This is a genomic window from Chryseobacterium gwangjuense, assembly GCF_021311115.1.
In the GTDB taxonomy this organism is placed as follows: Bacteria; Bacteroidota; Bacteroidia; order Flavobacteriales; family Weeksellaceae; genus Chryseobacterium; species Chryseobacterium gwangjuense.
Genome location: NZ_JAJTNP010000007.1, coordinates 47,027 through 59,448 on the forward strand (window position 1 = coordinate 47,027; position 12,422 = coordinate 59,448).

Genomic DNA, 12,422 nt, shown 5'->3' on the forward strand with positions numbered 1-12,422 from the left:
TTTTTGTAAAATGTAAAAAGTCAGATGTACAATGTACTTTTTACAGCTGACATTTTACAGAAGATTACATATTTTTTACATCGTTTGGAATCTCGTAGAAAGTAGGATGACGATATAGTTTGTCATCAGCAGGATCGAAGAATGCTTCTTTATCCACCCCTTCCGAAGTCACAATATATTTACTCGGAACTACCCAAACTGAAGTCCCTTCTTTTCTTCTTGTATAAACGTCTCTTGCATTTTGCAAAGCCATTTCTGCTGTTGGTGCCTGTACAATTCCAACGTGTTTGTGAGATAATCCCGGTTTAGTCTGAATAAACACTTCCCACATATCTAATTGACTCATTATCTATTTTTTATTTTTTTAATTTAATTTGATGTTGAAATTATCTTCAACATATTTTAAAATTTTAACGAAGCCTTCATATTCATCAATTCCTGGATAATTATTCAAATAACTTTGAGGATTAGAATAATGAAATTCGTTTTTTCTTGTATCTGATTGATATTTCACTAAAAAATCTACCCCATCCAAAACACTCTTTTCTGTCGACATTATAACATATTCTTTTTCATCTTCGTCAAAAACCACCTTATTTGTTGATTTCTTGTATTGAAAAAGCTCTTCTTTTGGAAGATATTCAATATTTAATGCTTCTAGATTTAAAAAGACTTGTTCTAATGGTATTTTAGACTCAAGTTTAGTAACAATAGGAGAAATTATTTGAAATTCATCTTCGTTTATTTTTTTTGGTAAAAACCATTGTATTAGTTCGGCATTCCATTTTCTATTTTCACTAAGATAAATTCTAAAAACTTTTCCGTTGTTAGAAATTCCATTGCCTCTATAAATTCTTATTTCTTTTTCATTATCAATATTATCAGGAATATTCATTAACTTTCTCAATTCTTGTGATTTTAAAAGAGAAATACTGAGAAGAAATAATATTTGAAATAAGACTTTCACAGATTTTTTAGTTTACTTTTTCGTTCTGTTTTTCTGCAAATGCCGCCGCCGCTTCTTTTACCCAAGAGTTTTCCCTTTGAGCTTTTCTCTTGGTTTCGATACGCTTTTTATTAGCAGGTCCGTTTCCTTTTAAGATTTCCATGAATTCATCCCAAGGAAGTTCCCCGAAATCGTAGTGTTGTCTCTCCTCATTCCATTTCAGATCTTTATCCGGAATCGTTAGTCCTAAGAATTCAGCCTGAGAAACGGTAACATCAATAAATCTCTGACGAAGATTATCATTACTTTCTCTTTTTACTCTGTAATTCATTGAAATTTTAGAGTTTGGAGAACTGTCATCATTCGGACCAAACATCATTAAAGCCGGCCACCAGAAACGGTTTAACGAAGCCTGAGCCATTTCTTTCTGCTGTTTTGTACCACGGCAAAGTGCCATCAAAATTTCATAACCCTGTCTTTGGTGGAAAGATTCTTCTTTACAGATTTTCACCATCGCTCTTGAATAAGGACCATAAGAATTCCCCATCAACATTACCTGGTTCATGATCGCAGCACCATCAACCAACCAGCCGATCGCACCGATATCTGCCCAACTTAATGTCGGATAGTTGAAAATACTTGAATATTTTGCTTTTCCTTCCAACATATCGTCGTAAGTAGCATCTCTGTCAGCCCTGATTGTTCCGTTTCCTAAAGTTTCTGTTGCAGAATAAAGGTATAAACCATGACCCGCTTCATCCTGAACTTTAGCCAAAAGAGCCATTTTTCTTCTCAATGAAGGAGCTCTTGAAATCCAATTGGCTTCCGGCAACATTCCTACAATTTCAGAATGTGCGTGCTGTGAAATCTGACGAACCAGCAATTTTCTGTAATCATCCGGCATTACATCTTTTGGTTCTACTTTATTTTCGTCGTGTACGTATTGTACAAATTTTTCTAAATCCATTTTCTTGTCTTTTGTAAAATGTAAAAAGTATTTATGTATTCATGAATACGTTTTACATTAAATCGTTAATACAATTTAAACATCATAATTAAGCATCACCACATTCGTTGTCGGGTGACATTGGCAAGTAAGAACATAACCTCTGGCTACTTCTTCTTCGGTAAGCGCATAGTTTTTCTCCATGAAAACTTCTCCTTCTAAAACCTCCGCTTTACACGTACAACAAACTCCTCCTTTACATGCAAAAGGCACAGGAAGATTGTCTTTCAATGCTTTATCTAAGATACTCTCTTTTTTGGAATTCAGGTGGAACGAATATTCATCATCATCGATAATCACCGTTACCATACTTTCAATATTGGCAATGGCCTTGAATTCATCACTCATTTCCTCCGTATTTTCTTCGTCAGGAGCAGTGAAATATTCAAATAAAACCTGAATTGCAGGTACTTTTTTATCTTTCTTTAAATAATCTGCGATCCCTTTGATCATTTCTGAAGGTCCACAAATGAAAAATGTAGATTCTTTAACATCGATATCTGCATATCTTTCAAACAGCTGATCTAATTTTTCAGGAGAAATTCTTCCTTCAAAAATAGGGTCTTCGTGCTGCTCGCGGCTTACTAAATAAACAACTTTCAGTCTTCCGTTGAACTGCTCCACCAATTTATCGATCTCAGCCTTTTTCATCACATGATTCATGCTTCTGTTGCTGTAGAACAAATAAGCATTAGAATTAGGTTCCTGGTAAAGACTTTCCTTAATATTTGACAATACCGGAGAGATTCCGCTTCCTGCAGCCAAACCAACATACGTTTTCACGTTTGTTGGATGGTAAGAAGTATTGAAACCACCCATTGGAGGCATTACTTCAAGAACTTCATCCATGTGAAGATGTTCGTTGAAATAGCCTGAAACTTTTCCGTTTTCCAATAATTTCACCAATACTTCCAACGTATTGCTTTTTTCACTCGGAGCATTACAGATCGAATAAGAACGTCTTTCTTCGTTCCCGTCGATCATCATTCGGAAATTAAGATACTGCCCCTGCTTGAACCTGAATTTATCTTTCAGTTCTTCAGGAATTTCTACCGCTACGTTTACCGCATCGGAAGTATCTTTCTGAACCTTCACGGTTTTAAGTTTATAAAATGAATTCATTATTTTTTAAGTATTCTATTAATTTTTCCACCTTCGCACTTTGGCAGGCTGTCCTGAGCATGAATTTTTACTTTCGTAGTAATCCCTACTCTCTTTTTAATTTCGTTTTCTATGTTTTTTCCAAAGTTCCCGACAAAAATAACATAATCATCGGTATTAATTTCAAGTTTTTGTGCTTTTACAAAATCATCATCAATTTCCAGATCAATATCCAACGCCACACACATTTGTTCTTTTTCAATCGGTGTTAAATAATAATTCGGAACCACTCCTTCTACATGTGAAAATGCTTCTTCAATCTGACTCGGATATACATTTACCCCTCTTACAATCAGCATATCATCAGCTCTTCCGAGAATAGGTTTCATTTTAACCATTGTTCTCTTACCGGTTTCATCATAATAAAGACTTGTAATATCGTTCGTCCAATAACGTAAAAGCGGCATTGCCTTCTTCGTTAAAGTCGTAATAACTAAAACGCCTTCTTCACCAAATGGAACAGGTTCTTTAGTAATTGGATCTAAAATTTCAGGATAAAAGTGATCTTCCCAAATATAAGATCCTCCTTTCTCTTCAAAATCCTCCATAGAAACTCCGGGACCGATAATTTCGCTCAACCCATAAATATTAGTTGCATGAACACCTAATCTTTCCTCAATATGATGTCTGATAATCTCCGTCCATGGCTCAGAACCTAGGACAGCATATTTCAAACTGATCTCATCTGCAGAAATTCCACGATTAGCAAATTCATCAGCAATCGTTAAAGCATAAGAAGGTGAGCAACAGATAACTTCAGGTTTAAAATCCATAATTAAATCCACCTGTCTTGTCGTCATTCCTCCCGAAATCGGAAGAACGCTCATTCCTAATTTCTCCGCTCCGTAGTGAAGTCCAAGTCCGCCTGTAAAAATTCCATATCCGTAAGCGTTATGCAACTGCATTCCCGGTTTTGCTCCGGCTGCATTCAAAGATCTTGCTACTACTTCGCTGAATAAATCAACATCTTCTTTTGTATATCCTACAACCGTCGGTTTTCCTGTTGTTCCACTTGAACAGTGAATTCTCTGCAGTTCATTTTTTGGAACGGTAAATAACCCAAACGGATAATTATCTCTTAAATCCTGTTTGTAAGTAATCGGAAGTTTCGTAATATCTTCAATCGACCTGACATCCTGCGGAGATATTCCCAATTCATTAAATTTTCCTTTATAAAATTCCGACGTCTCTCCAAGATAGTCCACCAAATCAGCCAATCGCTCAGATTGAAGCTGTCTCAATTGGTCGAGCTTTAAATATTCAACTGAAAAATCCATATCAATAAACTAACTAACATTTGTTAGGTGTAAATTTAATAAGATTTTACAAGGTGACAAAATTTTTATGATTTTTATCACATTTTGAATGATTCTAAATAATTGAGACTAAGGTTAAGTTCGAGATTAAGACCGATTTTACGTTGATTCCCATTCAGAACAAAGCGAAAGCATAGTAAAGAATTTACCATATTAAGGCTAATAGATTTCTCCTTTGTCGAAATGACAGCTTGAAACACAATAACTATTCACAAAGATTGTCATTCAGAGCGGAACGCAGTGGAGCGTGGAATCTAAGATTATTATAATCGCCGAGATTCCTACGGAATGACAACTAACTGTTTATAGATCGTTAAATTATATGTAATTAAATAATCATGAGATTCTTCCTTCGTCAGAGTGACAAAAAATATTTACTTCTTCTGATTTCCTAAAAGCCCAAAAAGAACTTTATCTCTGATTTCATCAGTAATTTCAGAACCTGATTCAATATTTCTTTTGAACCAGAAATACGAATTATTTAAGGTATGAAGAATAAATCTTGTTGTAAAAGCCGGAGATTTCAGTTCCCAGTTTTCAGCGTTGTAAATTTCAGAAATCAATTCTTCAACTTCCTGCTGATAGTTTTTTCTTAGCTCTACAAATTCGGGAAGCTTTTCTTCCAAATGTTTCCATTCGTTGGAGTAAATATGGGTAACATCACGGTTTTTTAGTACTACCGATAAATGTTTATCAATAAAAAGATTGAGTTTTTCCTTAGGTGAAATGTCGGTGTTTTTCACATCCTGAAGTTCATCGAAAAATTCCTGCGCAATACCAAAACAAATCCATTCCAGAATTTCTTCCTTTGAACGGATATGCGCATATAAAGATGCCGCCTTAATGTTGAGTTTTGTTGCCAAATCCCTCACAGAGCTGCCCATATATCCTTTCTCTTTGAAAAGTTCTACAGCAACATCTAAAATTTTCCTTTGTTTTTCTTTTAACTCCATCTGATAATCGCAAAAGTAATTATTTTGATTTTAATATTTTGATTTTGAGGGAATGATTTTTTACGATCAATAGGAACGAGGCTTAAGCTCGATTATAATATACATATCATTCAATTGACTTTAGCCGAAACTTATTTATGCTACTTTTTAAGACCACCCCGTCAAAAATTCTTTGAATTTTTGACACCTCTCCAAAGGAGGGGAATTTTGATTTAGCTCATAAATATTTAGGCAAATCTCATATAACTTTACTTCTCCTCAGTTTTATGATTGTAGACCCAACTGACTGTTTTTCCATAATTTTTCATTTAAATCAATTGAATCGGAAATTTTGTCTTTTTCAAATCAACAAAAAAATACATATTTCGGAAATTTTGTCTGTTATTTTTAAAAAATCAACAATTGAACACTTTTTGCGATTAAGAAATCAGAATTAAATGATTAAATAAGATTGAAGGCATCAGAAATTAGAAAATCGGATTTAAAAATTAACATTTATTTGACTCCTATGGTCTGAAATCTGATGTCTAAAATCTAACACTGAAAACTAAAGAGTAAGAAATCAAAAATAAATACAATATGAATTTAAATCAATATACAGTAAAATCACAGGAAGCCATCCAAGCAGCGCAACAAGTAGCTATGGAATTTGGCAATCAACAAATAGAACCTCAACATTTACTTGAAGGAATTTTTCAAGTAGATGAAAATATATCGCCTTTCTTATTAAAAAAATCAGAAGCTGATGCAACTTTACTAAGAGAGCGTAACCGTGAAAATTTAGAAAAACTTCCGAAAGTACAAGGAGGTAGTATTTATCTTTCACAATCAGCAAACAAAGTTTTGTTGGATGCACCCAACATCGCAAAAAAAATGGGTGACGAATTTGTAACGATTGAACATTTATGGCTTTCGCTTTTAGAAACCAATTCAGAAGTTTCAAAGATGCTGAAAGATATGGGGGTTACAAAAAACCTTTTGGAAGGCGGAATTAAAGAATTAAGAAAAGGAAGCAAGGCAACTTCTGCAAGCTCGGAAGAGACTTATCAATCTTTAAATAAATATGCTAAAAACTTCAACGAACTTGCTGCCGAAGGGAAATTAGATCCTGTAATCGGTCGTGATGAGGAAATCAGAAGAGTTTTGCAAATCCTTTCAAGAAGAACGAAAAACAACCCGATTCTGATTGGTGAACCGGGAGTTGGTAAAACAGCTATTGCAGAAGGAATTGCTCACCGTATCATTTCCGGAGATATTCCGGAGAATTTAATGGATAAAACTTTGTATTCATTGGATATGGGTGCTTTGATCGCCGGTGCAAAATATAAAGGTGAATTTGAAGAGCGTTTGAAATCGGTGGTGAATGAAGTGATCAAATCAGACGGACAAATCATTCTTTTCATTGATGAAATCCACACGTTGGTGGGAGCCGGAGGTGGAGAAGGCGCCATGGATGCAGCCAATATTTTGAAACCTGCTTTGGCAAGAGGAGAATTAAGAGCAATTGGTGCTACCACTTTAAATGAATATCAAAAATATTTTGAAAAAGATAAAGCATTAGAAAGACGTTTCCAGAAAGTAATGGTGGAAGAACCGGATACTGAATCCGCAATTTCTATTCTTCGTGGAATTAAGGATAAATATGAAGCGCATCATAAGGTAAGAATCAAAGACGAAGCGATCATTGCAGCAGTAGAAATGTCTCAACGATATATTTCAGACAGATTTTTACCGGATAAAGCAATTGACCTTATTGATGAAGCTTCCGCTAAATTGAGAATGGAAATCAATTCAAAACCGGAGGAACTGGATGTTTTAGACAGAAGGTTAATGCAGCTGGAAATTGAATTGGCAGCTATCTCAAGAGAAGGCAATCAAACAAAAATTGATCATATAAAAGAAGATATTTCAAAAATTTCGGAAGAAAGAAATGAAATTAATGCAAAATGGTTGAAAGAGAAACAAAAATCTGAGGATTTAACCCAGATTAAAAAAGATATTGAGTCTTTGAAACTGGAAGCTGAAAGAGCTTCAAGAGCAGGAGATTACGCAAAAGTTGCTGAAATTCAGTATGGAAAAATAAAAGAGAAGGAGGATGCTTTGCAGAAACTGGAACTGGAAATGCAAAACCATCAGAATGAATTGATTAAAGAAGAAGTAACTTCTGAAAACATTTCTGAAGTCATTGCAAAATGGACAGGAATTCCTGTTACCAAACTATTACAATCCGAAAGAGAGAAGTTATTACATCTTGAAACCGAGCTCCATCACAGAGTTGTCGGACAAGATGAAGCCATCCAAGCAGTTGCAGATGCGATCAGAAGAAATAGAGCGGGACTGAGCGACGATAAAAAACCAATCGGATCTTTCTTATTCCTGGGAACAACAGGTGTCGGAAAAACCGAGCTGGCAAAAGCTTTGGCTGAGTTTTTATTTGATGATGAAAACAATATGACGAGAATCGATATGAGTGAATATCAAGAACGTCATTCGGTTTCAAGATTGATGGGTGCGCCTCCCGGATATGTTGGATATGATGAAGGCGGACAATTAACGGAAGCTGTGAGAAGAAGACCTTATTCTGTAGTGCTTTTAGATGAAATTGAAAAAGCACATCCTGATGTTTTCAACACCTTATTACAGGTTTTGGATGACGGTCGTTTGACGGACAACAAAGGCAGAGTGGTGAATTTTAAAAACTCGATTATCATTATGACTTCGAATTTAGGTTCACACCTGATACAGGAAAATTTTGAGAACATTACAGATGAAAACCAGGATGAGATTGTAGATAAAACAAAAGATGAAGTTTTCGATTTATTGAAACAGACATTGCGTCCGGAATTCTTAAACCGAATTGACGAGGTGGTATTATTCCAGCCTTTAAGAAAAAAAGAAATCGGAAAAATTGTTACGTATCAGTTGAGAGGATTCAATGATATGCTAGCAAAACGAAATATCATTATGACAGCAACACAAGACGCTGTGGATTATCTAATGAACAAAGGGTACGATCCGGCTTTCGGTGCAAGACCTTTGAAAAGGGTTATTCAACAGGAAGTTTTAAATAAATTATCCAGAGAGATTCTGGCAGGAACGGTAAATGACGGCGACAGAATCACTTTAGACTATTTCGAGGAAACAGGTTTGGTTTTCAGACCTACTGAGCAATAAGTAGTTTTTTTCATATATATTATTTTAAAAAAATTTCCGCAGACAAAATCTGCGGAAATTTTATTTGTAATAAATCCAGCTGTAAAATAAGCAAATTTCATTTTCGCCGACCTTACAATCAACAATATTTCTATTTTATACTCACTAATTCTACATCAAAAATGATGGTAGCGCCTGCAGGAATTGCTGGTCCAGCACCGTTATCTCCATAAGCCAGCTCTGAAGGAATGTAAAATCTGTATTTAGATCCTTTGCTCATGAGTTGGATACCTTCTGTCCATCCTTTGATTACCGCGCCTAGATTGATATCCATTGGTGCGCCTCCATTTTTGTCAGTAGAGTCGAAAACAGTTCCATCCAGAAGCTTTCCAGTATATTTTACTTGTACAACATCCGACGCTTTTGGTTTTGTTTTACCATCGCCTTCCTGCAACACTTCATATTGTAAACCTGAAGCTGTGGTTTTTACTTTAGGATTACTTTTATTTTTTGTAAGAAAATCCAGACCTTTTTTCTTATTTTCATCTGCTTGTAATCCCGCTGCTGCTTGCTTTTTTTCATGTTGCTTCTGCATAAACTCCTGCATAAAGGCATCCATTTCTTCAGCCGGCATCAACTTTTCACCTCCATCCATTTCTTCTTTAATAGCCTGAGCCAAAAGATCTGCATCTACTTTGAAGCCTTCTTTTTTCATGTTTTGAGCAATACTTAAACCTATATAATAAGAAGCCTTTTGGTCATCCGTATATTTGCTATCCACCTTAGTCTCATCTTTCTTAGCACATGAAATACTAAATACTGCTATGCAAAATAATGCAATAGTCTGTCTTTTCATTTTATAATTTTTTATGTTTAACCGATTAAATAATCGCTGCAAATCTATCATTAATTATAGAGTTTTTCCTCGTATAAATTTTTCAAATTGTCATGTAGGTTGTAATTCGTTGAAAATCCATCATCCATATTTTATTTTTTATTTTTTCTGACATCAAATTTTAGAAATTTTGTAAATATATATTTGCAATAAGTGCTGTAGATCTGATCTGCGGCACTTATTTTTCATATATTCGTGATAATGCCACACAATCCGTAAATACACGGTAAAATAAACAGTATAATTCCTGCTTTATCCATGCCTCTTCTAATACATTTTTTTACGAAATTTGCATAATAACTGAGGAGTATATTATAAACAACTAAGCTATGAATACAGAATCAAACAATTCAGCACAAATGTCAAACGATCTTATCAGACAAATGATAGAGAACTACCGACAAAATCATCTGAACGCAATTAATAGCACTTTAGGTATTGATGATGCTCATTCCATTTGGTTTGATCTTCCAAAATTGAAAAATTTCATTGCTACCATTGAAGAAGAAGCTAAAAGAGTAAATCCTGACTGTTCAGAAAGAGATTTAGGAATCAGATTCTATTATGCATCTTATCCTAGCAACGCAGACTGGAATATTATGGAATCCCATCCTGTTCCGATGGAATACGCAGGGAAACACACGCTGGTAATGGTACCAACCTCAAAAGGGCCAAATGAAAATGGTGAAATTTGCGATTATGACTTTAACGCAGTCAGCACCGACGGAACATGTCTTGGAGAGAATAATGGAACACTTATTCCACCATCACTATCTTTTGGAGAATCTTTTTAATTATAATTCAACTCACTAACACAATATGACGGAATTTCAGGAATTTGCACAAAGTAGCATGGTTTGGGCTGAAGGATTTGCAGCTCTCATTGCTCTTTTCCATTACAATCGTTTAAAAGAACAATATTGGAAATTTTTTGTGTTCTACCTGATTTTCATTTTTCTAGGAGAGGCATATGGCAAATGGGGCAACTTTACCCATTTTACCAAAGCACAGTATTTTAACTATTTCATGATGCCAGTACAGTTTATATTTTTTTACTGGCTGTATGCAGCAAAGTCTTTAGGAAAGCCTAAACTATTTTGGATATTATCTATTTTATATTTACTTTCATTCATTCCCAATGAATTATATTTTTCGAGAGGTAAAATAGTATTTGCATTCAACTATACACTCGGCTGTTTCATGTTGATGCTTTTGGTAATTATGGAGTATTATAAACAAATTACCTCACAGGACATTCTCAATTTTAATAAAAACAAAATGTTTTATATTAATCTTGGAATTACTTTATCCTATATAGGAACACTACCTTTTATGGCACTGATGTCCTTATTGGTAAAATATCAAGAAATTTGGAATATTTATTTTAGTTATTTTCTGGTGTCGGGCGTTATTACGTATATTTTATTTGCAAGTTCATTTATATGGGGAAAACAGAATTATTCTTAACGATTATCTTATTTAATCTATTCTTTGTATTCTTTGTTGTAGCCATAATGATCTACATTAGAAAATACCAACAGAGAAAAAAGGAATATTTAAATGAGATCGAAATCAATAACGAAATTCATCAGAAAGAATTGCTTGCTACTCAGCTAGAAATTCAGCAAGCAACCATGCATCAAATCGGGAGAGAACTGCACGACAATATAGGACAAAAGCTTACTTTGGTAAGTCTCTACACCCAACAAATGTTGTATGAAAATAAAGTTCCGGAAGCCAGTGAAAGAATTGAGCAGGTTTCAAATATCATCAATCAGTCGTTACAGGATCTTCGAAGTCTTTCAAAAACACTAACGGATGACAACATTAATAAAAAAGAAATTGTAACACTCATACAGGAAGAAGTAGACAATACGAACTCATTTAAAAAATGTACTATACTTTTTGAGCATAACTTCGAACGATTAGACCTAAGTTTTGTGCACAAAAATGTGCTTTTAAGAATTACTCAGGAATTTATTCAGAATAGTATAAAACATTCTCAATGCAAGAATATTTATATCCGGTTAGATACCTCTGAAGATTTTCTTTGGGAGCTCGAGATTAACGATGATGGAATAGGTTTTGATATTTCAAAAACCCAGAACAACGGAATTGGTCTTACCAATATGAAGAACAGAGCGAAAATCATTAATGCTGATTTCACTATGGAAAGTGAGAAAAACAAAGGAACACGAGTCAAAATAATTTTAAAAAGACAGCCATGAAAAAGACAATAGTAATTGTAGATGATCACGTCCTTATTGCAAAAGCTTTGGAAGGAATTATTGATAATTTTAGTGACTTCGAAGTTATTTATGTTGCAGAAAATGGGAAAGATCTTATTCAAAAGTTTGAAGATAAAAAACCGATTCCAGACATTATACTTTTAGACATCAGTATGCCTATTATGGATGGCTTTGAAACGGTATTATGGCTTCAGGAAAATCATCCTGACATCAAAGTAATGGCTCTCAGCATGCAGGGGGATGATAAAAGCGTGATAAAAATGGTTAAAAACGGAGCAAAAGGCTACCTGCTAAAAAACACTCATCCAAAAGACCTGGAAGATGCCTTAACCAGACTTAATAAGGACGGCTATTTTTATCCGGAATGGGCTTCAAAAATCATTCTTTCCAATCTAAATAATCCTCATGGTTCAGAGGGCAATATAAAAATTTCTGATCGGGAAAAAGAATTTTTAAAATATACTGTGACAGAACTCAGCTACAAAGAAATTGCAGAAAAAATGTTCTGCAGTCCAAGAACCGTGGAAAGCTACCGTGATCAGCTCTGCGAAAAACTAGAACTAAAAACGCGCGTTGGATTAGCTATCTATGCCATTAAAAATGGTTTTGCAGAATCTTAATTAAGACCCATAAACACATTCAATTATATATTTAACTCAAGGAAGCCTTTCTCTATTTTTAGAGGAAGGTTTTTTTAATGTTTATTTCGCAAATTTAAAAAACCATAAAACCAACAGAAATAC

General features: G+C 34.5%; 12 protein-coding genes. 5 read left to right on the plus strand and 7 right to left on the minus strand.

Features of this window, described 5'->3' with window-relative positions; translation table 11 throughout:
* Positions 1 to 64 precede the first annotated feature (64 nt).
* From paaB to LV842_RS14330, 6 genes are all read right to left on the minus strand, one after another.
* On the minus strand, positions 65 to 346 hold the full coding sequence (gene paaB / locus LV842_RS14305) for a 1,2-phenylacetyl-CoA epoxidase subunit PaaB (protein WP_062672207.1): 282 nt from the start codon (positions 344 to 346) through the stop codon (positions 65 to 67).
* Between the two features lie 18 nt (positions 347 to 364).
* The gene (locus LV842_RS14310) at positions 365 to 895 is read right to left on the minus strand and encodes a hypothetical protein (protein WP_233112122.1); all 531 of its coding nucleotides are present in this window, start codon (positions 893 to 895) and stop codon (positions 365 to 367) included.
* A gap of 79 nt (positions 896 to 974) precedes the next feature.
* Positions 975 to 1,913 (minus strand): 1,2-phenylacetyl-CoA epoxidase subunit PaaA, encoded by a 939-nt coding sequence (gene paaA, locus LV842_RS14315; RefSeq protein WP_233112123.1) that lies wholly within the window; start codon positions 1,911 to 1,913, stop codon positions 975 to 977.
* Positions 1,914 to 1,988: 75 nt separating this feature from the next.
* The gene (locus tag LV842_RS14320) at positions 1,989 to 3,074 is read right to left on the minus strand and encodes a 2Fe-2S iron-sulfur cluster-binding protein (RefSeq protein WP_233112124.1); all 1,086 of its coding nucleotides are present in this window, start codon (positions 3,072 to 3,074) and stop codon (positions 1,989 to 1,991) included.
* Positions 3,074 to 4,390, minus strand: a complete 1,317-nt coding sequence (locus tag LV842_RS14325; RefSeq protein WP_233112125.1) for a phenylacetate--CoA ligase family protein — start codon at positions 4,388 to 4,390, stop codon at positions 3,074 to 3,076. The genes LV842_RS14320 and LV842_RS14325 overlap by 1 nt, the downstream gene beginning before the upstream one ends.
* A 413-nt stretch (positions 4,391 to 4,803) precedes the next feature.
* On the minus strand, positions 4,804 to 5,382 hold the full coding sequence (locus LV842_RS14330; protein WP_233112126.1) for a TetR/AcrR family transcriptional regulator: 579 nt from the start codon (positions 5,380 to 5,382) through the stop codon (positions 4,804 to 4,806).
* 579 nt (positions 5,383 to 5,961) lie between these two features.
* Here LV842_RS14330 and clpB point away from each other — a divergent pair.
* Positions 5,962 to 8,556, plus strand: a complete 2,595-nt coding sequence (clpB, locus tag LV842_RS14335) for an ATP-dependent chaperone ClpB (protein WP_233112127.1) — start codon at positions 5,962 to 5,964, stop codon at positions 8,554 to 8,556.
* Between the two features lie 130 nt (positions 8,557 to 8,686).
* Here the strand turns inward: clpB and LV842_RS14340 are convergent, their stop codons facing one another.
* On the minus strand, positions 8,687 to 9,391 hold the full coding sequence (locus tag LV842_RS14340; protein ID WP_233112128.1) for an FKBP-type peptidyl-prolyl cis-trans isomerase: 705 nt from the start codon (positions 9,389 to 9,391) through the stop codon (positions 8,687 to 8,689).
* Between the two features lie 368 nt (positions 9,392 to 9,759).
* Between LV842_RS14340 and LV842_RS14345 the strand changes: the two genes are divergently transcribed.
* From LV842_RS14345 to LV842_RS14360, 4 genes are read left to right on the plus strand one after another with little or no spacing between them, the layout of a single operon-like run.
* Complete coding sequence (locus tag LV842_RS14345) at positions 9,760 to 10,224, plus strand: hypothetical protein (RefSeq protein WP_233112129.1); 465 nt, start codon at positions 9,760 to 9,762, stop codon at positions 10,222 to 10,224.
* 25 nt (positions 10,225 to 10,249) lie between these two features.
* Complete coding sequence (locus tag LV842_RS14350) at positions 10,250 to 10,897, plus strand: hypothetical protein (RefSeq protein WP_233112130.1); 648 nt, start codon at positions 10,250 to 10,252, stop codon at positions 10,895 to 10,897.
* Positions 10,873 to 11,658 carry a sensor histidine kinase gene (locus tag LV842_RS14355; RefSeq protein ID WP_233112131.1) on the plus strand — a complete coding sequence of 262 codons (786 nt, stop codon included), beginning with the start codon at positions 10,873 to 10,875 and terminating at the stop codon, positions 11,656 to 11,658. Before LV842_RS14350 ends, LV842_RS14355 begins: the two co-directional genes overlap by 25 nt.
* Positions 11,655 to 12,299: a response regulator transcription factor gene (locus LV842_RS14360; RefSeq protein WP_233112132.1), complete on the plus strand. Its 645-nt coding sequence runs from the start codon at positions 11,655 to 11,657 to the stop codon at positions 12,297 to 12,299. Before LV842_RS14355 ends, LV842_RS14360 begins: the two co-directional genes overlap by 4 nt.
* Positions 12,300 to 12,422 lie beyond the last annotated feature (123 nt).

Coding starts and splice junctions, on each gene's coding strand:
- LV842_RS14320 (WP_233112124.1), bottom strand. CDS start 3,074: ATGAATTCATTTTATAAACTTAAAACCGTGAAGGTTCAGAAAGATACT.
- LV842_RS14330 (WP_233112126.1), bottom strand. CDS start 5,382: ATGGAGTTAAAAGAAAAACAAAGGAAAATTTTAGATGTTGCTGTAGAA.
- paaB (WP_062672207.1), bottom strand. CDS start 346: ATGAGTCAATTAGATATGTGGGAAGTGTTTATTCAGACTAAACCGGGA.
- LV842_RS14325 (WP_233112125.1), bottom strand. CDS start 4,390: ATGGATTTTTCAGTTGAATATTTAAAGCTCGACCAATTGAGACAGCTT.
- paaA (WP_233112123.1), bottom strand. CDS start 1,913: ATGGATTTAGAAAAATTTGTACAATACGTACACGACGAAAATAAAGTA.
- LV842_RS14345 (WP_233112129.1), top strand. CDS start 9,760: ATGAATACAGAATCAAACAATTCAGCACAAATGTCAAACGATCTTATC.
- LV842_RS14340 (WP_233112128.1), bottom strand. CDS start 9,391: ATGAAAAGACAGACTATTGCATTATTTTGCATAGCAGTATTTAGTATT.
- clpB (WP_233112127.1), top strand. CDS start 5,962: ATGAATTTAAATCAATATACAGTAAAATCACAGGAAGCCATCCAAGCA.
- LV842_RS14350 (WP_233112130.1), top strand. CDS start 10,250: ATGACGGAATTTCAGGAATTTGCACAAAGTAGCATGGTTTGGGCTGAA.
- LV842_RS14310 (WP_233112122.1), bottom strand. CDS start 895: ATGAATATTCCTGATAATATTGATAATGAAAAAGAAATAAGAATTTAT.
- LV842_RS14360 (WP_233112132.1), top strand. CDS start 11,655: ATGAAAAAGACAATAGTAATTGTAGATGATCACGTCCTTATTGCAAAA.
- LV842_RS14355 (WP_233112131.1), top strand. CDS start 10,873: ATGGGGAAAACAGAATTATTCTTAACGATTATCTTATTTAATCTATTC.